This is a genomic window from Sphingomonas sp. PP-F2F-G114-C0414, from assembly GCF_003688595.1.
GTDB lineage: Bacteria > Pseudomonadota > Alphaproteobacteria > Sphingomonadales > Sphingomonadaceae > Sphingomonas.
On record NZ_RCWT01000009.1, the window covers coordinates 498739 to 524497 of the forward strand.

Annotated in this window: 17 protein-coding genes; 8 read left to right on the plus strand and 9 right to left on the minus strand. The window is 67.1% G+C overall.

Annotation, left to right across the window (positions count from 1 at the left end; all coding sequences use genetic code 11):
* Nucleotides 1-115: 115 nt before the first annotated feature.
* The 7 genes from C8J47_RS02905 to C8J47_RS02935 all read right to left on the minus strand — a co-directional run bounded on the left by C8J47_RS02905 (nt 116) and on the right by C8J47_RS02935 (nt 9009).
* A complete protein-coding gene (locus C8J47_RS02905) occupies nt 116-2644 on the minus strand; it encodes an exo 1,3/1,4-beta-D-glucan glucohydrolase (protein ID WP_121884717.1) in 2529 nt (842 codons plus the stop codon).
* Between the two features lie 130 nt (nt 2645-2774).
* Nucleotides 2775-5123, minus strand: coding sequence for a TonB-dependent receptor (locus tag C8J47_RS02910; protein ID WP_121884364.1), 2349 nt, complete (start codon nt 5121-5123; stop codon nt 2775-2777).
* A complete protein-coding gene (locus C8J47_RS02915; protein WP_121884365.1) occupies nt 5023-6009 on the minus strand; it encodes a FecR domain-containing protein in 987 nt (328 codons plus the stop codon). The genes C8J47_RS02910 and C8J47_RS02915 overlap by 101 nt, the downstream gene beginning before the upstream one ends.
* 84 nt (nt 6010-6093) lie before the next feature.
* Nucleotides 6094-6594 (minus strand): RNA polymerase sigma factor, encoded by a 501-nt coding sequence (locus tag C8J47_RS02920; protein WP_121884366.1) that lies wholly within the window; start codon nt 6592-6594, stop codon nt 6094-6096.
* Between the two features lie 122 nt (nt 6595-6716).
* Nucleotides 6717-6953 (minus strand): hypothetical protein, encoded by a 237-nt coding sequence (locus tag C8J47_RS02925; RefSeq protein WP_121884367.1) that lies wholly within the window; start codon nt 6951-6953, stop codon nt 6717-6719.
* The gene (locus tag C8J47_RS02930) at nt 6950-8140 is read right to left on the minus strand and encodes a glycosyltransferase (RefSeq protein ID WP_121884368.1); all 1191 of its coding nucleotides are present in this window, start codon (nt 8138-8140) and stop codon (nt 6950-6952) included. Before C8J47_RS02930 ends, C8J47_RS02925 begins: the two co-directional genes overlap by 4 nt.
* On the minus strand, nt 8137-9009 hold the full coding sequence (locus C8J47_RS02935) for a DUF2334 domain-containing protein (protein WP_121884718.1): 873 nt from the start codon (nt 9007-9009) through the stop codon (nt 8137-8139). Before C8J47_RS02935 ends, C8J47_RS02930 begins: the two co-directional genes overlap by 4 nt.
* A gap of 244 nt (nt 9010-9253) precedes the next feature.
* On the opposite strand from C8J47_RS02935, the gene C8J47_RS02940 reads away from it, so the two are divergent.
* Both C8J47_RS02940 and C8J47_RS02945 read left to right on the plus strand, forming a co-directional pair.
* Nucleotides 9254-10177: a hypothetical protein gene (locus C8J47_RS02940; RefSeq protein WP_147453163.1), complete on the plus strand. Its 924-nt coding sequence runs from the start codon at nt 9254-9256 to the stop codon at nt 10175-10177.
* Nucleotides 10174-10683 carry a DUF2141 domain-containing protein gene (locus tag C8J47_RS02945; protein ID WP_404969237.1) on the plus strand — a complete coding sequence of 170 codons (510 nt, stop codon included), beginning with the start codon at nt 10174-10176 and terminating at the stop codon, nt 10681-10683. The genes C8J47_RS02940 and C8J47_RS02945 overlap by 4 nt, the downstream gene beginning before the upstream one ends.
* A gap of 24 nt (nt 10684-10707) precedes the next feature.
* On the opposite strand, the gene C8J47_RS02950 is transcribed toward C8J47_RS02945, so the two are convergent.
* Nucleotides 10708-11169, minus strand: a complete 462-nt coding sequence (locus C8J47_RS02950) for an Lrp/AsnC family transcriptional regulator (RefSeq protein WP_121884369.1) — start codon at nt 11167-11169, stop codon at nt 10708-10710.
* A 107-nt stretch (nt 11170-11276) separates the two neighbouring features.
* On the opposite strand from C8J47_RS02950, the gene putA reads away from it, so the two are divergent.
* A complete protein-coding gene (gene putA, locus C8J47_RS02955; protein ID WP_121884720.1) occupies nt 11277-14879 on the plus strand; it encodes a trifunctional transcriptional regulator/proline dehydrogenase/L-glutamate gamma-semialdehyde dehydrogenase in 3603 nt (1200 codons plus the stop codon).
* Between the two features lie 376 nt (nt 14880-15255).
* Here the strand turns inward: putA and acnA are convergent, their stop codons facing one another.
* The gene (gene acnA, locus C8J47_RS02960) at nt 15256-17952 is read right to left on the minus strand and encodes an aconitate hydratase AcnA (RefSeq protein WP_121884370.1); all 2697 of its coding nucleotides are present in this window, start codon (nt 17950-17952) and stop codon (nt 15256-15258) included.
* Nucleotides 17953-18379: 427 nt separating this feature from the next.
* Here acnA and C8J47_RS02965 point away from each other — a divergent pair, with 427 nt between their 5' ends.
* The 5 genes from C8J47_RS02965 (at nt 18380) to C8J47_RS02980 (ending at nt 25723) form a co-directional block, all read left to right on the plus strand.
* On the plus strand, nt 18380-21916 hold the full coding sequence (locus C8J47_RS02965) for an autotransporter domain-containing protein (RefSeq protein ID WP_121884371.1): 3537 nt from the start codon (nt 18380-18382) through the stop codon (nt 21914-21916).
* A 521-nt stretch (nt 21917-22437) separates the two neighbouring features.
* The gene (locus tag C8J47_RS19085; RefSeq protein WP_183128999.1) at nt 22438-22599 is read left to right on the plus strand and encodes a hypothetical protein; all 162 of its coding nucleotides are present in this window, start codon (nt 22438-22440) and stop codon (nt 22597-22599) included.
* A gap of 81 nt (nt 22600-22680) precedes the next feature.
* The gene (locus tag C8J47_RS02970) at nt 22681-23154 is read left to right on the plus strand and encodes a MarR family winged helix-turn-helix transcriptional regulator (protein ID WP_121884372.1); all 474 of its coding nucleotides are present in this window, start codon (nt 22681-22683) and stop codon (nt 23152-23154) included.
* On the plus strand, nt 23151-24563 hold the full coding sequence (locus C8J47_RS02975; protein WP_121884373.1) for an efflux transporter outer membrane subunit: 1413 nt from the start codon (nt 23151-23153) through the stop codon (nt 24561-24563). The genes C8J47_RS02970 and C8J47_RS02975 overlap by 4 nt, the downstream gene beginning before the upstream one ends.
* Nucleotides 24560-25723: an efflux RND transporter periplasmic adaptor subunit gene (locus tag C8J47_RS02980; RefSeq protein ID WP_121884374.1), complete on the plus strand. Its 1164-nt coding sequence runs from the start codon at nt 24560-24562 to the stop codon at nt 25721-25723. Before C8J47_RS02975 ends, C8J47_RS02980 begins: the two co-directional genes overlap by 4 nt.
* Nucleotides 25724-25759 lie beyond the last annotated feature (36 nt).

Here is a 25759-nt window from a genome sequence, read left to right on the forward strand (position 1 = left end):
CCGGGCTGCGCTATCAATCCATCAGAGCATGACCGACCGGGAAAGCCAATTGATTTGGCAAATCAGACCTTTGACAGGAATCGAGCGGACGGTGCGAAGTTCCGTTGGGATTCCATCAATCGCCGCACTTCGTCATCGGCACGGGCGCGGAGTCGATCTTCACGTCGGAGATCGAGAGGCCGAGCTTGCCGTCGGTGGCGATCACGAACGGTGCGGTGACGTGCGCCATGTCGATGCCGCGCTTGGCGAAGCATTGCAGCGGGACGATGACCTGCTGCCAGGCGCCCGGCTTGCCGGCTGCGAGCGTTTTGGTGATCGGGACGGTGATCGCCTTGCCGTCGTTGCTGACCATGCCGAGACCGATCGGTGCGCTGCCCGCGCGATCGACGCGGACGTCGATGACGAGGCTGAGTTCGCCGTTGCTCTCACGCGTGAGATCAAGCGGGCCGGACGCCTCGACCCGCGTTTCGGCGGGGCCGCCGGTCCAGATCAACGCGCGCGCGTCTTCCTGGCGGCGGCGGTCGACCGCGGAGGCGGTGAGGCGCTTGGTCGCGGTCGTCGCGTTGACGCCGAGCAGTCGGACCTTCGACTGGCCTTGCTCGACCAGCGCAAGCGACCAGCCCTCGGGAACGCGGCCCTTGCCGAAGATCGTGCCGTTCGACGATGCGGCCATGCCGGCGGGGCGAGTTTCGTCGAGCTTCGGCACGCTGCCCGGCTTGGCGTAACTGAGGCCGTAGCCGAATGCGAACAGCGGGTCGTAGCCGGGGTCGGAACGGTTCAGGACATACTGGTCGGGGCGCTTGGGCCAGGAGAAACTCAATTTGCCGCGGAAGTCGTTGGCGACGCTGCCGTCCTTCTTGCGGAACAGCACGTCGGCGACGCCGCCGCCTTCGCTGCCCGGCAGGAACGCCGCGACGAACGCATCGGAGGCGTTGAGCTCGGCATTCACCCAGAGCGGACGGCCCGACAGGAACACCGCGACGACCGGCACGCCCGCCGCCTTCAGTTTCCGCAACAGTTCGAGATCGGACTTGTCGTCGGGGCTGTATTCGAGGTTCGGGCGATCGCCCTTGAACTCGGCATAGGGCTGTTCGCCGAACACGACGATCGCCGCGTCGGGCTTCTTCGCAAAGCTGCCGTCCGCCGACAGCGTCGCGGTGCCGCCGGCGTCCTTGACCGCGGTGCTGATCCCCGACCAGATCGTCTCGGCATTGGGGAAGTTCGCGTTGGTGGTGCCGCCGCCCTGCCACGTCAGCGACCAGCCGCCGGCCTGTTGCGGAATGTTGTCCGCGCCGCCGCCCGCGACGAGGATGTTGGCGGAGGGCTTGAGCGGGAGGAGTTCGCCTTCGTTCTTGAGCAGCACCATCGACTCACGCGCGGCACGTCGCGCGATCGCGCGGTGGTCGGCGGCACCGATGAGGGTCATCTTGCCGGCAAGCGCGCGCGACGACGGGCGACCGCGATCGAACGTGCCTGCGCGGATCTTGACGCGGAGAATGCGGCGGACCGCGTCGTCGAGGCGCGCGGCGGGGATCTCTCCGGATTGCGCCTGTTTCAGCGTGTTGGCGTAGAGCGTCTTCCACCCGCTGCCCGAATACATGAACATGTCGAGCCCGGCGTTGATCGCCGCGGCGCAGCTCTCGTTCGAGCAGCCGTCGACCTGGCCGTGGCCGTTCCAGTCGCCGACCACGAAGCCGTCGAAGTGGAGGCGGTCCTTGAGCACGCCGGTCAGCAGGCTTTTGTTGCCGTGCATCTTGGCGCCGTTCCAGCTCGAGAAGCTGGCCATCACCGACTGCGTGCCCGCCTCGATCGCGGCGGGGTAGCCGCCGAGGTGGATGTCGCGCAGCGTCGTCTCGGGGATGCGCGCGTCGCCCTGGTCGCGACCGCCGGTGCCGCCATCGCCGAGGAAGTGCTTGGTGGTCGCGATGACGTGGTCGGGGGCGAGGAATTCCTTGGTGCCGACCTTGCCCTGGACGCCTTCGATCACCGCGCCGGCATAGTCCGCCTGGACCTGCGGTTCCTCGGAATAGCTCTCGTACGTGCGGCCCCAGCGATCGTCGCGGACGACGGCGAGGGTGGGGGCGAAGGTCCAGTCGATGCCCGCGGCTGCGGTCTCGATCGCGGTGACGTGGCCGATCTCGCGCATCAGGTCGCGGTCGCGCGCTGCACCAAGCCCGATGTTGTGCGGGAAGAGCGTGGCGCCGGGGATGTTGTTGTTGCCGTGGACCGCGTCGGTGCCCCAGATCACGGGAATCGCGGGACGGCCGTCGCTGCGCGCCATCGACGCGTTGTAGAACTCGTCGGCGAGCTTCAGCCACTCGACCGGCGGAGCCAGGTCGTTGCCGTGCGGGCCGGCATTGCCGCCGTTGAGGATCGAGCCGAGCTTGTACGTGCGCAGGTCCGACGGCTCGATGCTGGCGATATCGACCTGGATCAGCTGGCCGATCTTGTCCTCTACGGACATGCGTTTCAGGATCGCGTCGATCCGTGCCTCGACCTTCGGATCGCGCGAGGGACGCGCGTTCGCGGTAGGCCATATCTCCGGGTGCGCGACCGCGGAAAGCGCGGGTGCCGGAGCCGGCACGGGCGTCGCCGCGGATTGCAGCAGAAGCGCGATCGTGACCGTGGAAAAGCCTGCCGACATCATAGTTCCCCCGAGATGGCACGCGATTTGGTATCGGTACCTTATGGCCTCCTCGTACCGGTGCGGCGCGGTAGCATGCAAACGAATTGGTCGTGCGGTTGCGGGCGCTGTCGCGCGGGGGTCGCGTTGCTCAGAAGCCGATCGACAGGCTCAGCGTGATCGCGCGCGGTCGGACCGGGACGGTCTGCTTGATCGACGCGAGCGTGAACGGGTTGCCGAAGCCGAAACTGTTGCCGCGTCCGTTCAGGAGATTGTCTACCGCGAGCGACCAGTGGCGCGAACCGTCGTCGACCGTCGCGCCGGCGGCGACCGTCGCATAATTGCCCGCCCGACGATCGAGCGTCGGGTCGAAGCTCAACCGGGTCTGGCCGATATAGCGCGCGGTCAGATAGGCGCTGGCCGGCAGCGCGATCAGCGAGAATTTCCGCGTCAGGCCGAACCGCGCGGAAAAGTCGGGGACCACCGGCAGGCGGCGGTCGTCGTCGTTGCCACGCTGGTATTCGCTGGGGGAGGTCAGTCGCGCGCGCTGGATGGTGGTCCCGACATCGATCGTCAACGGTCGCGCGTCCATCCGTGCGCCGAATTCGATGCCGTAATTGGTGGCGTTGCCGACGTCGATCGTTCCGAACAGTCCATCCGAATCGACCACATCGCTGCGCAGATGCTTCCAGACCGACCCGAAGATCGCACCGGTGAGGCTGACCCGGTCGTCGAACGCGCGGACCCGCCAGCCGAGTTCGAGGCTTTGCAGTTCGTCGCCTGGAATTTTCTGGTCCTTACCGGGCAGATCGCGCGAGACCGCGGCGGGTCGGATCGCGCTGGCATAGCGCAGCCAGACCAGACCGGTCTCGTCGCGGTGCCAACTGAGCGTCGCGCTGGGGGTGATTCCGAGCTTGGTCGCGCTCTGCTCCTGCGGGCCCTGCTGTTCGATGTCGTTGGTCGTGACGAAGCCGCGCAGGCCGAGCTTGAAGTCGAGCGCGGAGGACAGCCGCTCGGTGCCTTCGGCGAACAGCGCGGCCTCGAAGACCGCCTCCTTGTCGTCGCGGGCTTCGATCGCGTCGCCGGCCGCGACGAAGCTGCCCTTCAGCCGGGTGGTGCCCTTTAGCAGCGACGCACCGATGATCCAGGGATGCCGCGCCGACGGATCGCTGACGCGAAACTCCTGCGTCAACAGGCGGATCTCGCGACTCTCGTCATAGGCGAGCGGCGTGGCGGTATCGAGCAGGCTCGCCCTGCTGCTCGCGTCGTAGGTGCTGGTGAAATCGTGCGATACGACCGAACTGGTCGACTGTACGTCGAGCCGGCCGATCGATCCGCGAATGTCGAGCGATCCCGTCACGAAATCATTGTCCTGCGGCTCGGCGATCGAGGTCGCGCGCGTCAGCCCTCGCGTGGCGTATTGGCTGTCGCGCGTATCGATCCACTGGCCGATGCCGCTCGCGGTCGCGGTCCAGCCGTTGCCGATCGCCCAGCGCAGTGCGGCGCGGGCGCCGGTTCGCCCGGTGCGGTTGACGTTGCGTTTGCCGCGTCCGCTGTCGTCGATCCAGCCGGGCATCGTCTCCGCCCAGGCCGATGCCCGCAGCGCGACGCTGCCCGTCACGATCGGCAGATTGACGGTCGCATCGAGCGCGCCGCCCAGCGCGCCGTCCTTGATCCCGGTGACCTCGGTCGAGAGCGTTTGGGACACGGTGTTGAGATCGGGCCGGGTGGTGACGATCCGGACCACGCCGCCGAGCGCGCCGGTGCCGTACAGCGTTCCCTGTGGCCCGCGGAGGATCTCGACATGGTCGATATCGACCATCCTGAGGTCGGGATCGGGGGAGGAATAGCCGATCCGTGCGTCGTCGAGATACAGGCTGACGAGCGACTGGCTGGTGCCGTTGAACGCGCTGTCGGCGACGCCGCGCAGGAACACCCGGTCGCGGCCCGGCCCGAGATTGGTCGAGAACGCGCCGTCGGTGGCGGCGAGGAGATCGACCAGCCCGCGCTTGCCGCTCAGACGATCGAGCGCGGGTACACCGAAGATGCCGATCGAGGCGGGGAGGTCGGACAGTCGCTCGTCGCGTTTGCTGGCGGTGACGATGATATCGCCACCGGCGTCGGCTGGCGGTGCGATCTCGCGGTTTCGCTCGACCGGGTCGCGGTGCGGTGCGGGTTCGATCCGCCAGGTCGTCGCATCGACGCGGACCGCGCGCAGATGCGTCCCAGCAAGCAGCTTGCGAAGCGCCTTGGCGATATCCGACACGTGATCGATGCGTTTGACCTGCACGGCGGGCAGCGACCCGGCCATGCCGATCGAAATGCCCGTCTGTCGTGCGAGCGAATCGAGTGCGGTGCGCAGCGAACCCTGGGCGATGCTTATCCCGCCCTGAGCCGGTTTATCCGCGTAGGCCGGCGCGCTCGATATGGACGACGCCGTCAGCGCGACGCAACCGTACAGGCAGAACCGCGCGAAGCTGATCGAGGAGCCGCGATCCATCGCCAATCGTCAAAACCCCGGAAAAGCGCATCCCAGCGGCGGACGGATCGACCACCAGCGGGGCGGTCGCATACCGCGATATGTCCGCGACAACCAGCGGTAACGGCGCACCGTCGTAGTTGAGCCGACCATCGGTCCAGTCCGCGACCGAGGCGGGCGAAACCGAGCGCCGCTCGGCGATCCCGGTCGTCGTGTCGATGTCGAGCCGCTGCCCCGCGCTCACCGTAGCGGGAGTCGACCCGTCGGCGGTGTGCGGTGCGACGCTGACTTCGCCTTCGGCAACGGCGACCGACAGCGTTCGACCGGCGTTGACGACCGAAAAGCGCGTGCCGACGTCGCGGATGTCGTAGTCGCCGGCGCGGACGATCAGCGTTCGCGACGGATCGTGACGAACGGTAAAGCTCGCCGCGCCGTTCGCCAGCGTGATCAGCGGGGTAGCGCCGCCGGCGACCGAAACGCGCGATCCGCGATCGATCCGCATCGCACTGCCATCCGCCAGCGTCAGCGCGCGCGTATCGCCGGCGTTCGTCGCATAGACTTGCGCACCGTCGCCGCCGAGCTGTGGCGCGACGAACAGCAGAGCCAGCCCCGTGGCGAGCGCGCCGCCGGTGCCGGTCGCCGCCCAGCGCCAGCGCGATGCACGAGGGGGCAGGGCGAGCGGTTGCGCTTCGACGACCGCGTCATCGTTCGCCGGCAGCAGCGCGGCGATCGACGGGGCGGCCTCGCCGATCTCGGCATCGAGCAGCGCGATCGAGTCGTATGCACGGCGGTGCTCGGCGTCGTGCGCGAGCCAGTCTCCGAACCCCTCCCAATCCATGTCGGGCGCATCGATCCGGGCGTGCCAGGCTGCCGCTGCGTCGATCGGGTCTTGGGTCGTCGCAGCCATCAAGGTGCCCTCGTTCCAAGCGGATGCCCCCCGCTCGTGCCATAGACGCCACCGTTCATCCCGCACCGCAGTCGGGCGTGACGATCAATCGTCGTTTCGATCATCGAGCGCCTTTCTGAGGTGCTTGAGCGCGACGGCGATATGCTTTTCGACCGCGCTGCGCGTGATGCCGAATTCCGCGGCGACCTCGGCATGCGACAGGCCATCGATCTTGTGGCGACGGAAAACCCGCATCGCCCCCTCGGGGGGGCCGGCGAGCGCGGTCGCCAGTTGCGCGATCCGCTGCCGCCCGGCGACCGCGTCGAAGGCGGTGGGCGTATCGTCGACCGCTTCGTCGCCCATGATCGTCGTCATGCTCTCCGCATAGCCGGTGTCGCGGCGCGCCCGCCGTCCGGTCGCGCGCACCCGGTCGAGCACGATGTTCAGGCCGATCCGGTGGAGATAGGCGAGCGGGTTGGCGATCGGTCCGGCGGCGGGTTCGGCGGTGCGCAACCAGATTTCCTGCACCACGTCTTCGGCTTCCGCAGCACTCCCCGTCCGCCCGGTGAAGAACCGGACGAGCTGCGGGCGGTGCGCCGCGAGCACTGCCGAAAGCCCGGCAGGCTGAAAACTTTCCGCGTCGGCTACGGCATTGCTCCGAACTTCAGGAACCGGGACGGATACCGCGTATCGCGGCGTCTGTCGCTACCGAAGGACGGTGGGGCGTCTCACAGGCTGCGGGACCGCGTGACGACACGCCACAGCAGCACGATTGCGACCGCGATCAACAGGAAGATCGCGGCGATCGGGGCGAGGTAGAAGAGCGGCGCCCGCCACGGTGTCGCAGCGACGGGTGGCGATCGGGTCAGGTCGTCGCGGATCGATGGTCGCGCCATGGTGGTAGCGCTCGGCAGATCGTCCTCGCTGGTTTCCGGCATTGGCATCCGAGCGATGGCGGTCATCATGCCACGTCCTGCCGGCGTTGGGGCAGCGCAACCATATCGTCCTCGTACAAGGCGAGCAGCGCGTCGAAATGATCGTCCATCGTCCGGACCGGCCGGTCGAGGGGACCCGCCGCCGAGGCCAGCCGCGTTCCGGCAAACGCCAGGATCGCGTCGGCTGCCGCCTGCGTGTCGCCGGATCGATAGAGCACGCCGTCGCTGGCGCGCGCGAGATCGGCGGCTCCGCCGCGGTCGGGGGCGATCAGCGTCAGCCCCGACGCGATCGCCTCGGCCGCGACGAAGCAGAAGGTCTCCGCCTCGCAGCCGTGGACCAGCGCATCGGCACTCGCCATCAGCCGGGCGATCGCGGTCCGGTCGCGGATCGGCTCGAGCAGGCGGACATGCGGGTTGTCGCCGACCGCGTCGATCACGCGCCGCTGCCGCGAACCGCCGCCGATGATCAACAGCCCGACCGGGGTATGCGTGCCCGCGACCGTCGCAGCCTGCGCGACCATGTCCCAGCGCTTCTCCGGTGCATGACGACCGACGCCGATCAGCAGCAGCGCATCCTCGCCAAGCCCGCACAGCGCCAGCATCTCGCGCCGCAGGTCGGCGTCGCGCAAGCGCGGCGAGAACTGGCCCGGATCGACGCCCATCGGATCGGTCGTCACCTTGTTGAGACCGCCTTCGCGCAACCGTTGGGTCAGGCTGTCGCTGGCGCTGACGATATGGTCGAACTGTGCGTCGAGCCGGCGCAGATGCCGCCAATACCAGTCGAACGCGCGATCGATCGCCTGGGTCGAGGCGACGTTGCCGAACCAGCGATAGGCATAGGCCGACAGCGGATCGGCATGTGCGATCAGCGACAGCCGCGCGCGCGACCCCGACTGCGTCCGCCAGTCCGCGACCATCGACGCGCTGCGCCACGGCGACGACACCTCGACCACGTCGGCGTCCTCCTCGTCGAGCATCGTATGCAGGGCCGCGCGGTCGGCGAAGTAGCGATAGGAGCGGTCGAGTGGGAAGCGTGGCGATTTCAACCAGCGCACGCGGGCGTTGGGGCCGCGTTGTTCTTCGCGGTTCTCCTCGCCGGGAGCGATGACGACGACTTCGTGACCGCGCGCGGCGAGCGCGACGAGCTTGCGATCGATATAGGTCCGGACGCCGCCGCCGGTCGGCGTGTAGAATGCGCAGACGTCGACGATCTTCATGCTGCGATCCTCTCGACCGGTGAATCGGACATCTGGTCGGCGACGAGGTCGGCGTAGCGCGAAACCGTGCGGCGCTCGGCGAGCGTGCGCAGCGTGCGGTCGATGCTGGTCAGCAGCGATTCCTTGGTCACGTCGCCGGGATGGACCGCGACTCGCATCGTCGGCATCCAGTCGGGCATGACGCGCGCCGCGGCGGCGACCGCGAGCGAACTGGCGGTCCGCGCGCGCGTCCGGCTGGCCCAGGTCACGACCGGGCCGCGCGAGACGATCGCGCCGGTGGCAGGCTGCCAGACGCGGAAATGATCCTCGGCCAGCGCGAAGTCGCACGCCTTCAGCGCGGCATGCGCGCCCGGTCCGTAGAGCCAGGCCGGCGCGATGAAGCCCGCGACCGAGCGGCCGATCGCGTGCTCGACCATGTCGCGACCGGCGCGCATCCGGTGTTCGGCTTCGACCGCATCGAGCCCGAGGAACTCGCCTTCGCCTGCGGTCATGTAGCGCGCCTTGAGCGCAGTGGCCGCATTGCGGTGATCGCTCGCGTCGCGGTGGAACCAGCCGTGCAGGAACATCTCGACGCCGGCATCGGACCATGCGCGCAGGCGCCGCTCGAACGCCGGGGCACGATCGAGCCGCGCGGCGCCCCAGTGATCGGGGACTACCAGCATCGCGAACTTCGGGCCGCCGAGGATCGCGTCGATCCGCTCGGCGAGCAGGTCGATCGGTGCGACGAAGGCGGGCGAGACGTCGTGGATCGACACCACCAGACGCCGTTGCGCCGTCGATTTGCATGCAATCGGCTGGGCGTCGGACGCTTGAGGACGCTGCCTCTCGCTCTGGTCGCCCCCGCTCTTGCTCCGGTCGAATGTCGCCATGGTCTTGCCTTCATACGTCGCGCACTGATGACGGGACGGCGCCGCCTCGATGCTTCCGCAGTCCGCGCCGATCCCTACCGGCAAATTATTTCACTGATAGGACGGGCATCGCTGCGGCTCGGCGTTGCTGGCGGCGTCCTGTGGGCATGACCCGATCCGGATCACTCGCTTCGGCGCCGCTTGGAACCACACGCCTCTGCCGCCGGCCGCTGGCCAGGTCCCGTTTCTACCGGAGCAATGTCGCATGACAGAGATGCCGCTGACGCTGACGCGCGCGCAGGTTTTCCCCGCCCTTACCCCGACGGTCGTCCGCAAGGGCTTTGTCGGCCGCTGGCTCGCGCCGCTGTTGTCCGCCGCGATCCTGATCGGCGCGCTGTGGCAGCTGCGCAGCCTCGACGTGCCGGGCATCCTGCACATGGTGCCGATGTCGCCGCTGTTCTGGGCGATCTTCGCGCTGGGCTATCTGGTCACGCCGTTCAGCGAATGGGTGATCTATCGGCGGCTCTGGCGATTGCCGCCGAGCGGCATTCTCGCGCTGCTGCGCAAGCGGATCAGCAACGAGATCATTCTCGGCTATTCGGGCGAACTGTATTTCTACGGCTGGGCGCGCAAGCACGCGACGATGGTCGGCACGCCGTTCGGCGCGATCAAGGACGTCGCGATCCTGTCCGCGGTCGTCGCCAACGTCTGCACGCTCGCGCTGGCGGCGGCGAGCTGGCACGCACTCGCCGCGCTGCACCTAGGTACCAGCGCGAAGGTCATGATCGTGTCCGCGGCGAGCATGGCGATCCCGTCGCTCGTCACGCTGGTACTGCGCAAGCGCCTGCTGACTCTGCCGCGCCCGGAACTGACCCGGATCGCGGTCATCCATTTCCTGCGGATCGTCGCCACCACCGTGCTGGCCGCGTTGCTGTGGGCAGCCGTGATGCCCGCCGCGCCGCTTGCCTGGTGGCTCGCGCTGGCGACGTTGCGGATGCTCGTGTCGCGGCTGCCGCTGCTGCCGAACAAGGACATCGTGTTCGCCGGGCTGGTCGCGTTCACCGTCGGGCGGACCTCCGAAGTGACCGCGGTGCTGACGATGATCGCCGGGCTGTGGCTGGTCACGCATCTTCTGCTCGGCGCGGCGCTGACCGCGGTCGAACTCGCCACCATGGAGCGTAACAAGTGATCCTGTTTTCTATATTGGCACTCGCCGCGACACCGATTCCCTCGACGCCTAGGCTCGGCACCGTCGAGGCGCGCTGCCGACCCAACGAACCGGGGCCTGCGTTGATCGTTGACGTCGACGGCCTGAAGGACCGCGTCGGCGTGCTGCGCGCCGAACTCTACCCGGCACGCGACGGCGACTTCCTTGCCGATGACAACGTCCTGATCGGCGCCGGCAAGACCTTCCGGCGATCGGTGATCACCGTGCCTGCGAGCGGCGTGGTGTCGCTCTGCCTGCGCGTGCCCGCACCTGGCACCTATGCGCTCAGCGTCGTCCATGCGCGCGACGGCGGTCACGGCTTCAGCCTGCTCCACGACGGTATCGGCTTTGCCAGCAACCCCAAGCTCGGCCATTCCAAGCCGCATGCCGATCAGGCCAAGGTCGTGGTCCATGACGGCCTCACGACCACCCACGTCGTCATGAACTATCGCAGCGGACTGTTCTCGTTCGCGCCGATCAAGCGCTAGCCGCAGACTGGCCGGACCCGTCGCTCAGCGGGTCCGGTCCTTGACGGTTTCCATCGCCACGAAGGTCGACGTGCTCGCGACGTGCGGCAGGCTGGAGATCTTCTCGCCGAGCACCGCGCGGTAACGGCGGATGTCGGCGGTGCGGACCTTCAGCAGATAATCGAAGCTGCTTGCGATCATGTGGCATTCCTCGACCTCGGGGATGCGACGGACCGCGGCGTTGAACGCCTTCAGTGCCTGTTCGCGCGTGTCGTCGAGCTTCACCTCGGCGAACGCGACGTGATCGAGACCCATCTTCTCGGCATCGACGATAGCGCAGAAACCGCGGATCACGCCGCTTCCGATCAGTTTGCGCAGGCGAACCTGGCACGGCGTCTTCGACAGCCCGACGGCGGCCGCGAGGTCGGTGACCGACATCCGGCCGTCCTCCAGCAGTGCGGCAACGATCTTGTGGTCGAAGCCATCCATTTCGACTGTTGCGGGCATCAAATCACTCCGATCGGTCCGCGAATGGCGCGTACAAAAGCGATATAGCCCGCCAAGAGCCGATACATAAGTCGGATCGACTTTTGGAAGCGATCTATGGCGGTGGCATGACCAGCCAGCCCTTCGCCGCCTTTGCCCCCGCTATCCGCGAGGCTTCCCCGTTGCGATCGGCGATCACAGCGGCCTACCGGCTGGACGAGGCCGAGGCGCTCGCACCGTTGATCAAGTCCGCGACGCTCGACCCCGAGACGCATGCCGCGGTGCGCGAGACGGCGCGCGATCTGGTGACGCGGATGCGCGCGGAACATCGCGGCACCGGCGTCGAAGGACTGGTGCAGGAATATTCGCTGTCGAGCCAGGAGGGCGTCGCGCTGATGTGTCTCGCCGAGGCGCTGCTGCGGATTCCGGATGATGCGACGCGCGATGCGCTGATCCGCGACAAGATCGCCGGCGGCGACTGGACCGCGCATCTCGGCGGCGGCAAGTCGCTGTTCGTCAACGCCGCGACCTGGGGGTTGGTGGTGACCGGCAAGCTGGTCGGTAGCGTCGACGATCGCGGGCTCGGCGCGGCATTGTCGCGGCTGGTCGCGCGGGTCGGCGAGCCGGTCATCCGCCGCGGCGTCGATCTCGCGATGCGGATGATGGGCGAACAGTTCGTCACCGGCGAGACGATCAAGCAGGCGCTGAAGCGCGCACGTGAACTCGAGGCCAAGGGCTTCGGCTACAGCTACGACATGCTCGGCGAGGCCGCGACCACCGCCGCCGACGCCGCGCGCTATTACGCCGATTACGAGACCGCGATCCACGCGATCGGCAAGGCGTCGGCGGGGCGCGGCGTGTATGCGGGGCCGGGCATCTCGATCAAGCTGTCCGCCCTGCACCCGCGCTACGTCCGTGGGCAGGCGGCGCGCGTGATGGACGAATTGCTGCCGATGGTGGCGCGTCTCGCCGCGCTGGCGAAGCGCTACGACATTGGCTTCAACATCGACGCGGAGGAGGCCGACCGGCTCGAACTGTCGCTCGACCTGCTCGAGAGCCTGGCGCTCGATCCCGATCTGGCGGACTGGAACGGACTTGGGTTCGTCGTTCAGGGCTATGGCAAGCGGTGCCCGTTCGTGATCGACTGGATCGTCGATCTTGCGCGGCGATCGGAGCGGCGGATCATGGTCCGGCTGGTCAAGGGCGCATACTGGGATGCCGAGATCAAGCGCGCGCAGGTCGATGGCCTCGCCGACTTCCCGGTCTACACGCGCAAGCTCCATACCGACATCGCGTACATCGCATGCGCCCGGAAACTGCTGGCCGCGCCCGACGCGGTGTTCCCGCAGTTCGCGACGCACAACGCGCAGACGCTCGCGACGATCTATCAGCTTGCCGGACCCGATTTCGCGATCGGTCAATACGAGTTCCAGTGCCTGCACGGGATGGGCGAGCCGCTGTATCAGCAGGTCGTCGGAAAGGATAAGCTCGACCGGCCGTGCCGGATCTACGCACCGGTCGGCACGCATGAGACTCTGCTCGCGTATCTGGTTCGCCGGTTGCTCGAGAATGGCGCGAACTCGTCGTTCGTCAACCGGATCGCCGATCCCGCGATCTCTATCGACGCGATGATCGCCGACCCGGTCGATATCGTGTCGGCGATGGCCAATCCGGGTGCGCGTCATGACGAGATCGCGCTGCCGGGCGGGTTGTTTCCCGACCGCCGCAATTCCGACGGCATCGATCTCAGCGACGAGACTGCGCTGGCGGCGTTGGGCGACGCTCTGCGGGAAAGCGCGGCGATCGCTTGGCATGCCGGTTCCGAGGACGTCGGCGAGACGCGCCCGGTACTTAACCCGGCCGATCACCGCGACGTCGTCGGTCACGTTGCCGAGGTTTCCGTCGAGGAGGCGCGCGCCGCAGTGGGGCTGGCGGCCGCGAGCACCTGGTCCGCGATGCCCGTGGCCGATCGCGCCGCCGCGCTCGACCGTGCAGCCGACGCGATGCAGTCGCGGATGCCGATCCTGATCGGTCTCGTGATCCGCGAGGCGGGCAAGTCGGCGGCCAATGCGATCGGCGAGGTCCGCGAGGCGATCGATTTCCTGCGCTATTATGCGCAGCAGGCGCGGACGACGATGGGGTCGGCACAGACCGCTTTGGGGCCGGTGGTGTGCATCAGTCCGTGGAATTTCCCGCTCGCGATCTTTGCGGGGCAGGTGGCCGCGGCGCTGGTCGCTGGCAATCCTGTGCTCGCCAAGCCCGCCGAGGAAACCCCGTTGATCGCCGCCGAAACAGTGCGGTTGTTGCACGAGGCGGGGATCCCGGCGGATGCGCTTCATCTCGTTCCCGGCGACGGCGGGATCGGCGCGGCGCTGGTCGGCGCACCCGAGACGGCCGCGGTGATGTTCACGGGGTCGACGGAGGTCGCGCGGCTGATCCAGCGACAATTGGCGACGCGGCTGTCCGCCACCGGCGCGCCGATCCCGCTGATCGCCGAAACCGGCGGCCAGAACGCGATGATCGTCGATTCGTCGGCGCTGGCGGAGCAGGTCGTCGCGGACGTGTTGGCGTCGGCGTTCGATAGTGCGGGACAGCGGTGCTCTGCGCTGCGCATCCTGTGCCTGCAGGACGAGGTCGCCGATCGGACGCTGGCGATGCTGAAGGGCGCGCTGCAGGAGTTGCGAATCGGCCGTACCGACCGGTTCGCGGTCGATATCGGTCCGGTCATCACCGCCGAGGCGAAGGCGGGAATCGAGTCGCATATCGCGCGGATGCGCGCGGCGGGGCACCGGGTCGACCAGCAGGACCTGCCGGCCGAGTGCGCGCATGGCACGTTCGTCGCGCCGACGATCATCGAGATCGGTCATATCGGCGACGTCGAACGCGAGGTGTTCGGACCGGTGCTCCACGTCATCCGGTTCAAGCGCGAGAAGTTCGACGCGCTGATCGATGCGATCAATGCGACCGGGTATGGGCTAACCTTCGGGCTGCACACGCGGCTCGACGGGACCGTCTCGGACATCACCGCGCGGGTGAAGGCGGGCAATATCTACGTCAATCGCAACGTCATCGGCGCGATCGTCGGCGTGCAGCCGTTCGGTGGGCGCGGGCTGTCCGGGACCGGTCCGAAGGCGGGCGGTCCGCTGTATCTCGGGCGGCTCGTGACCGAGGCCGCGAACGCGCAGATCGGGTCCGGTACGCCGATGCCGCTGCTCGACTCGTTCATCGCGTGGCTGGGGCAACGTGGCCATCGCGCCACCGCCACCGCCGCACGTCTTTATCGCGACGAGTCGGCGCTGGGTGTCGAGACGCTGCTGCCGGGCCCGGTCGGCGAGCGCAACGTCTATGCGCTGCATCCGCGCGGGCGTGTGCTGTTGAAGCCCGCCACGCCAGCGGGTTTGCTGGAGCAGATGGCGGTCGTGCTGGCGACGGGCAATCGTGCGCGGATCGAGGGCATGGCGTTGCCCGAGGGGATTCCGGCGGCGGTCGCTTCGGTGTTCGCAGAGGACGGCGATGCGCCGTTCGCCGCGGTGCTGGTCGAGGGTGATGCGGCGGTGGTGACGCAGATGGTCGAACGGGTTGCGGCGATGCCGGGGCCGATCGTCCTCGTTCATGCGGCCAAGCTTGGCGCGCCGCTCGCCTACACGCCCGACTGGCTGCTGGAGGAGGTGTCGACCTCGATCAACACCACCGCCGCGGGCGGCAATGCGAGCTTAATGATGATCGGATGACGGGAACAGGACGATGCGGCGTCATCATAATGATGCCTAACCGCTCTTTAATTGTAAAAATGTCGCTCGAACACGCGACCGACATATCCCTGCAACATATCGGCGCGAAAGGGAGAGCGTCGCCGCTCCCTCTCCCCCTGTGGACGGCGACTTTGACCGGGTCCCCCCTGTCCCGGTCTTCTCCCTGAACTACGGGGCGACCTTCACGGTCGCCCCGCCTTTTTTGTGTTCGGGACGAAGGGCGTGCGAGATGCGCGCAACAGCTTCAGTTATCGCTATCCAGCCCATCCTCCCCCTGGCGGGGGAGGATCGGCAGGGGGCGCTTCACGGGTATCGAGGCGTCGTCCCGGATCGCTCCGGGACGACGGGGTAGCTCTTACGCGGCCAGCTTGCGCAGGACGTAGTGGAGGATGCCGCCGTTGAGGAAATATTCCAGCTCGTTGACCGTATCGATCCGGCACTTGGTCTGGAAGGTTTCGCTGGTGCCGTCGGCGCGGGTCATCTTCACCGTGACGTCCTGGCGCGGGCGGATGCTCGCGACGTCGAGGATCGTGAACGTCTCCGAGCCGTCGAGGCCGAGCGTCTTGCGATCGGTGCCTTCGGCGAACTGCAGCGGCAGCACGCCCATGCCGACCAGGTTCGAGCGGTGGATGCGCTCGAAGCTCTCCGTAATTACGGCGCGGACGCCCAACAAGTTCGTGCCCTTCGCGGCCCAGTCGCGCGACGAGCCGGTGCCGTATTCCTTGCCGGCGACGATCACGAGTGGGGTGCCGTCCTGCTTGAAGCGCATCGCGGCGTCGTAGATCGCCATGACTTCGCCGTCGTACTTCGACATGCCGCCCTCGATGCCGGGGACCATCTCGTTCTTGATGCGGATGTTGGCGAAAGTGCCGCGCATCATCACGTCATGGTTGCCGCGGCGTGCGCCATAGCTGTTGAAGTCCGCCTTGCTGACCTGATGTTCCTGCAGGAAGCGGCCTGCGGGCGAATCCGCCTTGATCGAACCGGCCGGCGAGATGTGATCGGTGGTGATCGAATCACCGAGGATCGCAAGCGGCTTGGCGTCGATGATGTCCTGCACCGGCGACGGCGTCATGCTGAGGCCCTCGAAGTACGGTGGGTTGGCGACATAGGTCGACCCTGCGCGCCATGCGTAGGTGTCCGAGCCGGTGACGTCGATCTCGCGCCACTTGGCGTCGCCCGCATAGACGTCGCCATAGCGCGCGCCGAACATGCCGGCGTCGATGTTGGCGTCCATCGTCGTGCGGACTTCCTCGTTGGTCGGCCAGATATCGCGCAGATACACGTCCTGGCCGTCCGACCCCTGGCCGAGCGGCGTCTCGATCATGTCGGTCGTGACGGTGCCCTTGATCGCATAGGCAACGACCAGCGGGGGCGAGGCGAGGAAGTTGGCGCGGACGTCGGGCGACACGCGGCCTTCGAAGTTGCGGTTACCCGAGAGCACCGACGCGGCGACGAGGTCGTTCTCGTTGATCGCGGCCGAGATCGCCGGCGCGAGCGGCCCCGAGTTGCCGATGCAGGTGGTGCAGCCGTAACCGACGAGGTTGAAGCCGAGCGCGTTCAGATCGGCAGTGAGCCCGGCCTTGTCGAGATAGTCGGTGACGACCTGCGAGCCAGGAGCGAGCGAGGTCTTCACCCACGGCTTCGACTTGAGGCCGAGTGCGTTGGCTTTCCGCGCGACGAGACCGGCGGCGACCAGCACCGACGGGTTCGAGGTGTTGGTGCAACTCGTGATCGCGGCGATCACGACGTCGCCGTCGCCGATGTCATGCTCGCGACCCTCGACCGCGACGCGCGCGGGCTGCTCCTTGTGGTACAGCTTGTGGAGGTCGCTGTTGAACACCTCGTCGACCTTGTTGAGGCTGACGCGGTCCTGCGGGCGCTTCGGGCCGGCAAGCGAGGCGACGACGGTGCCCATGTCGAGTTCGAGCGTGTCGGTGAACACCGGATCCTCGGCGTTCTCGTCGCGCCAGAAGCCGTTGGCCTTGGCATAGGCCTCGACCAGCTCGACATTCTCATCCGAGCGTGCGGTGAGGCGCATGTAGTCTAGCGTCTTGTCGTCGATCGGGAAGAAGCCGCAGGTCGCGCCGTATTCGGGGGCCATGTTGGCGATCGTCGCGCGATCGGCGAGCGTCATCGACGACAGGCCGGGGCCGAAGAACTCGACGAAGCGGCCGACCACGCCCTTGGCGCGCAGCATCTGCGTGACGGTGAGCACGAGATCGGTGGCGGTGATGCCCTCGTTCAGCGCGCCGGTCAGCTTGAAGCCGACGACTTCGGGGATCAGCATCGAGACGGGCTGGCCGAGCATCGCGGCCTCGGCCTCGATCCCGCCGACGCCCCAGCCGAGTACGCCCAGACCGTTGATCATCGTCGTGTGGCTGTCGGTGCCGACCAGCGTGTCGGGATACGCGATCATCGTGCCCCCCGGAAGCTTGGCGCCGTGGTCACCCGACGCTGCCGACGACCAGACGGCCTGACCGATATATTCGAGGTTCACCTGGTGGCAGATGCCGGTGCCGGGGGGGACGACCTGGAAATTGTCGAGCGCCTTCGAACCCCACTTCAGGAATTCGTAGCGCTCGATGTTGCGCTCATATTCGAGATCGACGTTGTCGTGAAAAGCCTGGGGCGTGCCGAACTCGTCGACCATCACCGAGTGATCAATGACGAGGTGGACGGGGACCTGCGGGTTGATCTTCTCGGGGTTACCGCCGAGCTTGGTCATCGCATCGCGCATCGCCGCGAGATCGACCACGCAAGGGACACCGGTGAAGTCCTGCATCAGCACGCGCGCCGGGCGATACTGGATCTCGCGGTCGCTGCGGCGCTCCTTCTGCCAGTCGACGATCGCCTGGATATCCTCGCGCGTGACGGTCACGCCGTCCTCGAAGCGGAGCAGGTTCTCGAGAAGGACCTTCATCGAGAACGGCAGGCGGCTGATGTCGCCGAGCTGTTCCGACGCCTTGGCGAGACTGTAATAGTCGTACGACTTGCCGCCGGTGGAGAGGCTGGTGCGGGTCTTGAGGGTGTCCTGGCCGATGGCAGTCATAGGGGTCCTTCCCGTGGGCGTCGGGCCGCCGGGCGCCGAGGGGAAAGCAGCCGTATAGGCCACGCGGGCGCGTCGGGGACCGAGCGAAAAATGCTGTTACCGCTGGGGCCTTAGCAAGGGGGAGCGCATCGGGGAAGGGCGCGGGTGCCGCGCTGCAAGGTATTCGGTCATCGCGGTATGCGCGGTAGCGCTACCGGTCGTTTGCGGTCGCGCGTGGAAATTTTGGTGCGCGCGTTCTGTCGGACCATCCCGAGACCACGACGAAAACGGTGGATCGGCCTGTGTCATATTTAACGCGTTTGTTACGAATAATTACAAAGGTGTGAAAGTCGACGGATCATCGATTGCGTTCGCAAAATGGTCTGCATAGCTTCCCTTCATGGTGCACGTTTCCGAAAATGGACGGCACGAACAGGGGGTTATACAGATGACGATCGTTTCTGCGGGCGCAACGAACTGTCTTACGCGTCGGTCACGGCTGAACCTGCTCGCGTCCACTGCGATCCTGATCGCGGCCGCCGTTCCGACGCTGGCGTCGGCCCAGGAGCGCCCGACGAGCGTCGACGTGATGGCGTATGGCAGCACGCTCAACCCCGCCGATCTGGTCACCCAGCCGAGCATCGTCATTAGCGCACCGGGTACGCCGACCACCGCACAGGACGTGGCGGGTGGCGTGAACGGCGTCGGCCAGATGACGATCGATTTGGGCAGTGGCGGCCTCGGAATCTGTACCGGGTCGCTGATCAACCCGCGCACGGTCATCTTCGCCGCGCACTGCGTCAACGAGAACGGCGCCGGCACCGGTGCGCAGGACCCGTGGCAATATGGATCGCAGGGCGGCGGCATCCCGATCGCCTTTGGGTTCGCGCAGAACAACCGCCCCGCGGTGATCGACTGGTTCCTGCCGACCACCGCGACCGGCGCGGTCAATGCTCAGCAGTACAAGACCAACACCGCCAACTTCCTCTATAACGTCAATCAGGTCATCTATAATGCCGACTCGCTGAAGCTCGGCCTGTCGCAGAATTTCATCCAGGGCGACGTCGCGATCGCGACGCTCGATACGCCCGCCGCCAACGTGCCGACCTGGGCGCTGTTGCTGTCCGCGCTGCCGGCACCCGCGACGATCGGCGCGACCACCGGCACCGGCTATCACGTGACGATCACCGGCTATGGTCGCAGCGGGCAGGGTGGCACGCTGGTCGGCGATACCAACGGCATCGACTATCGCCGCCGCATCGCCGAGAACACGATCGGTATCCTCGGCTCGTTCGACGATCGCGATGCGTTCCTGTTCGGCTCGACCAGCGGTCTGCCGCAGAACCTGTACCAGCTCGACTTCGACGATCCCCGCCGCGGTACCGCCGCGGCCAGCCCCTATGATTTCAACCTGTTCAAGGACGACGCGTTGCCCAACGAGGGTACGACCGCGGGCGGCGATTCGGGTGGTCCGCTGATCCTCGATCGGACCTTCGCCAAGCAGGTGGTGATCGGCGTCCTGTCGGGCGGCAACCGGTTCTTCGGCGCGCAGCCGTTCGGTGCCTATGGTACGGCCAGCTTCTATCAGCCGCTCTATCTGTTCTCGGATTACATCACCGCGAACAATCCGTATCGCTATGCGCAGACCAAGGCGGGCGACGGTCAGTGGACCGACGCATCGCACTGGGTGACCGCGCTCGATCCGAACTACCAGATCATCGTCGACGGCAAGCTGGTCAACGGCGTGCCGACCAGCACCGGCGCTGGTATCGCCGGCGATGGCAACAAGTTCGGCCAGGTATGTTTCCAGACCGATTGCGTCGACGTGAAGACGGGCGTCCAGACGGTCGACGGCGTTCCGGTGACGACGACCGCCGCCTCGCCGGCAGTCGTGACCAAGGTCGCGACGGGCGGTGTCGCTGCGGCCGGCATGATGCTGGAAACCGTGGCGCAGGGCGGCAAGGCCGACGCGTTGCTGCTGGCCAGCGCGGAGAACGTCGCGCAGGCCGGTAAGGACGTGACGGCGCTCGCGGTGCTGTCGCCGACGCTCGCCAACGGCCTGCCGGGCGCGACCAACTTCGTCCCCAACAACATCGATCCCGATCGCGCCACGCAGCGCAGCGCACGCTATTACGATGTCACGCTGGCGGCGGCGGGCACCACCACGCTCGCATCGTCGGTCACGGTCGACAAGTTCACCGTCGCGGGCAGCACGGCCAAGCTGGCGGTGACGTCGGCGGGGGCGCTCACCAGCCTGATGACGATCAACCAGGTGACCGGCACCGTCCAGAACGACGGCACGATCTCGACGCCGGGCGACTATTTCATGCTGGCCGGACTGCTGACCGGATCGGGGCGGATCAACACGCCGTACTTCACCAGCGTCTCGGGTATGATCGCGCCCGGCACGATGGGGACGATCGGGACGCTGACCGTCGCCGGCAACGGCATCCTAGCTTCGGGCACCAACCTGCTCGTCGATCTCGGCGCCAACGGCACGTCGGACAAGCTCGCCTTCGTAGCGACGACGTTCAACGCCAGCGGCGCGGCGACGAACGGGATCGTCAATCTCGGCGGCAGCGTCGGGTTCGCGCCCGTCGCCGGGCAGACCATCCGATCGAACGATATCTACACGATCGTGACCGCGCAGGGCGGGGTCAGCGGGGCGTTCAATGCGGCCACGCCGCTCAGCGCGATCCTGACGCCGACCTATGTCTACAGCGCCAATGCGGTGCAGGTGCGGATTGCTGCGGGGCAATACAGCAATGTCGTTGCCGCGACGCCGATCCAGACCGCCTATGCCGGGCTGCTCGATCGCAACCGCTCGAACGCTGCGGCGCTGAGCGGGCTGTACGGCACGCTCGATCTGCAGACCGCAGCGACGATCCGCTCGACGCTGGAGGGGCTCGCGCCGCGCGCGGAAACGCTGAAGTCGAGCCTCGGCGTGGCGTCGGTCGACACGATGTCGCGGTTCTACCGCGATCGCATCGCGCAGATCGATACGCGTCACGGACTCGGGGGTACGCTCGCGCTGATCGGCAAGCCGTTCCAGGTGGCGTCGCTGATGGCGAGCGATCTGCCGGGCGGGCAGGACATGATGAGCGACACCGGCGGCCCGGTCGTCCAGTCGGGTAAGCTGCCCGACGACATGGGGGGCTTCATCGCCGGCGGTTATATCGACGGCCGCAGCCGCTCGATGCCGACCGCGATCCCGTTTGGCGGGCATGACAAGTTCGACGGTTATTTCATCGCCGGCGGTCTGGAGAAGCAGGCCGGCGAGGGCGCGGTGATCGGCCTGTCGGTCTCGTACACCGACACCGACGGCACCACCGGCGGGATCGCGCAGCGGGCCAAGGGCGCGCTGTACCAGGGGACGGTCTACGGCAAGCTGGAGACCGCGTCGGGGATCATCCTCGACACGCAACTCAGCGCGGGCGCGTTCGTCGCCAAGACCGATCGCAGCGTCGGCTTGGTCGGCACCAGCTACCGGTTGCGCAGCACCGACAACGCGCTGACGCTGGTCGGCGAGGTCGGTCTCGGCAAGGCGTTCGACCTGTCGATGCTGAAGGTCGGCCCGCGCGTGTCGATTCGGGCCAGCCATATCGGCTTCGGCAAGTCGATCGAGACTGGCGGCCAGAACGGGAGCGGCCCGGCGCTGTTCGTCGACCGCGACATCTTCGACAGCGTGCAGGGGCGTGCCGGGCTGTTCCTGAGCGGCGGCGCGTCGCTCAAGCCCTATGTCGCGGCGAATTACGTCCACGACTTCAACTCGACGCCGGGCGTGTTCGGCGCGAACTTCGTCGGCGGGATCGGTCCGAACGCACTGTTCGCGCTCGCGGGTCAGGACAAGAACTGGGGCGAAGTCAGCGGCGGCCTGACGCTGGTCGGTGACCGCGTCGACGTCTCGATCGGCGCCGATACCACCATCGAGCGCAGCGACGTGTCGAACCAGACTTACAAGGGATCGATCAGCATCCGCTTCTGACAGGACACCTCGATTTGGCGATAGCGCCGATCCGGCAAGGGCCGTCCGCTGTAGCGGATGGCCCTTTTCGTTGTGCGTTCCGATCCCGAAGTGGCATTCCGACTCGGGCGAGACGTTCGGCATCTTCGACATCTTTCGTCCGACCATCGATGCGGCCGCGTATTGTCGCCTGATGCAGGAATGATTTTGATATTGGATAGTTCTTTCAGAACTAACAAATATTATGGTTTATGCGCGGGATAGCCGTTGATCGCGCGCCTAAAGTCAGAACTATGCTTGATCGATGTCTTGGAATTATCAGGCTTGTTTTGAAATCTTGATCAATTACTATGACAAAGATAAGGTTTGGTACGTCCGCTTCATTAACTCGCGTCCTATAATGTCGTGATCGACCGTCCTCGGCATTGCCGGTCGGCACGTGGCGATGCTGAGCAAGTCCTGCGAGGGGAAGTGGCGGCTAAACAAGCGAAGGGTGCCGATTCGGCACTCCTGACATACGCAAGCGAATAGGGGGAAGTCCGATGCGAAGCGCAGATCAAGCTATCGAACGCCTGACGGCTATCAGCCGCCTTATCAACGAGTCGCGCGACATCGCCGACTCGGAGCAGGAATTCATGCTCGGCGCGAAGCTGGACGATTGCCTGCTGTGCGCAGAGGAACGGATCGCCACGCTCGCGGTGTAAGTCCGCGGTTCGTCGGCGGCCCGACGTCCTCGGGCGCAGTTCGCAATTGACTGCCGAGGCAATGGTTGTCATGGCAACCATATGGACTTTTTCACGCCCGCGGAATTCGGCCCGGAATGCTCGCTCGGCTATCTGTCGCGGCGCGTCCACCAGATCGGACAGAGTTTGATCGAACCGATCTTCGTCGACGAAGGCGTGTCCGGAACGCAGTGGTCTGCGCTCATGTCGCTTCTCGCCGGACGGTCGTCGACCTGCGCGGATCTCGCGCGCGACCTGTCCTACGACAAGGGTGCCAGCACCCGGCTCGTCGATACGATGGAGCAGCGCGGATGGGTGACGCGATCGCGCGCGAGCGACGACCGGCGCGTGCTCAATCTCGAACTGACCCCCGACGGCGAAGCGATCGCGGTCCGTTGTCGGGACCGGATCGTCGCCTATTGGAACGTCCTGCTCGCCCAGGGTTGGTCCGCGGACGAGATCGACACCTTGATCGGCCTCCTGCAGAAACTCCGCACGACGCTGGACGATGCTCTTACGGAGGGCCGCCGGCCATGACCGCTCGACACCGAGTTTTTGCGACGACGCTGCTGACGGGGATGCTCGCGGGATGCGCGGTGCCGGCATCTGAGACCGTCGTGACGCCGATTTCGCCTGCGACGCTTGGTCTGTCCGCCGAGCCGGCGCCGGTCGTGGCGACGGACTGGTGGCGCGGGTTCGGCGATCCGCAACTCGATCGCCTGGTGCACGATGCGGTCGCGGGCAATCCGACTCTCGATGCAGCGCTGGCGCGGGTCACGCAGGCGCAGGCGGTGCTGTCGACCAACCGCGCGGACAACGGCCCCGAGGTGACGTTCGACGCGCAGGAGCAATATGCGCGGCTGAGCGGTCGCTACACCATTCCGCCGCCATATGCGGGAACGACCCAGTTCGTCGGGACGGTCGCGGCGAACCTCAGCTGGAACCTCGATCTGTTCGGGCGTCAGAAGGCGGCGATCGCGGGCGCGCGTGCGTCGGTACGCGCCGCGGCGCTCGACGTCGCCGCGGCGCGGTTGGCGCTGTCGGGGGCGGTGGTGCAGACCTATATCGACCTCGAGCGCGCCGAAGCGCAGGCGGCGATCGCGCAGCGGACGATCGCGACGCGGCAGAATACGCTGCGGCTGGTCAATGTGCGGATCCGCAACCAGCTCGGCAGCAAGCTGGATGCGCAGGCGGCGACCACGTTGCGGGCGCAGGCGCAGCAGGCGTTGTTGCGCGCGCAGGCCGGGCAGGTGCTGGCTAAGAACGCGCTGGCGGCGCTCGCCGGGCGCGGGGTCGATTACCCCGCGACGATCGGGGCGACGGCGTTGAAGCTCGATGCGGTCCTGCCGTTGCCGAGGACGGTGCCCGCTGACCTGCTCGCACGCCGGGCGGACATTGCCGCGGCGCAGGCGCGGATCGACGCGGCGGCGGCGGGGCGTCAGGTGGCGCGGCGGGCCTTCTATCCCAACGTCAACCTCGCCGCGATGGCAGGGTTTCAGGCGGTCGGGCTCGGCAATCTCGTGTCGTTCGATGCGGGCACCGTCGGCGCCGGTCCGGCGATCCATCTGCCGATCTTCGACAATGGTCGGCTGAAGGCAGGGCTGGCGGGGGCGACCGCGGCGCTCGATCTGGCGACCGCGGACTATAACGATCGCGTGATCGGGGCGGTGCGCGAAGCCGCCGATGCGGTCGCGCGGATCGGCGCGCTGGAGGCCGACCGTGCGCGCCAACGCGAGGTGGTACGCGGCTATGCCGAGACCGGACGGCTGAACGCGATCCGCGTCTCCAGCGGTCTCGATAACCGGCTCGACCTCGTCGACAACGATGTGCGCTTGCTCGCCGCGGAACAGGCCGACGCCGACCTCGCCGCGAATTCGGCGCAACAGCGTGTGCAACTCGTGCTGGCCTTGGGCGGCGGTTTCGATTTTCAGGATGTGACACGATGACCGATACCGAAACGCACGCGGCGGCTGCTGCTCCTGCCGGCAATCCGCGGGGCCGCAAGCTCGGGCTGACCATCCTCGGCATCATCGTGCTGGTCGGCGTGATCGTGTGGGCGGTGTTCCACTTCCTGCTCGCGGCGCCGGAGCAGGAAACCGACGATGCGTATGTCGCGGGCGACGTCGTCTCGATCACTGCGCGCGATCCGGGGCAGGTGACCGCGATCCACGCCGACAACACGCAAATGGTCAAGGCGGGGCAGCCGCTGATCGACCTCGACGCGGCGACCGCCGATGTCGGATTGGCGTCTGCCGAAGCGGAGCTCGCGCGGGCGGTGCGTGCGACCCGGTCGGATTTCTCGAAGGTCAACGAAACCGGGGCAGCGGTGGTCCAGGCCGAAGCCGAACTGGCGCGCGCGCGGAACGACTTGGTGCGGCGTCGCGGCGCCGCCGCGGAAGGCGCGATCTCGGGTGAGGAATTGAGCCACGCCGCCGATCAGGTGAAGGTGGCGGCGGCGACGCTGCAACTCGCGCGCAGCCAGCAGGTGCAATCGCGCAGCGGCGTCGCGGGCACCACCGTGTCGACCAACCCGGCGGTGATGGCATCGATCGCGGCGTATCGGCGGGCGGCGATCACGCGCAGCCACATGCATGTCGTCGCGCCGATCGACGGCGTCGTCGCGCAGCGCACGGTCCAGCTCGGGCAGCAGGTGTCGGCGGGAATGCCGCTGATGGCGGTGGTGCCGCTCGACCGCGTGTGGGTCGATGCGAACTTCCGCGAGACGCAGTTGCGCGATCTGCGTATCGGCCAGCCGGCGACCGTGACCGCGGATATGTACGGCGACGATCTGGTCTATCACGGGCATGTCGTCGGGCTTGGCGCGGGCAGCGGCAACGCGTTCGCGCTGCTGCCACCGCAGAATGCCAGCGGCAACTGGATCAAGATCACCCAGCGCGTGCCGGTCCGGATCGCGCTCGACAAGGGCGAGCTGCGGCGCAATCCGCTGCGGGTGGGGCTGTCGGTGAACGCGACGGTTGCTACGGCGGACAAGTCGGGGACGATGGTCGGGCGGCCGGCGGCGGCTGCCTACAAGGGGCTGGCGACGGGCGGGGGCGATCCCGCGGTCGAGGCGAAGATCCGGCAGATCATTGCGGCTAACCGGTGATGTTGGCGCGTTTGTTACGCAGCATGGATCGTGTCC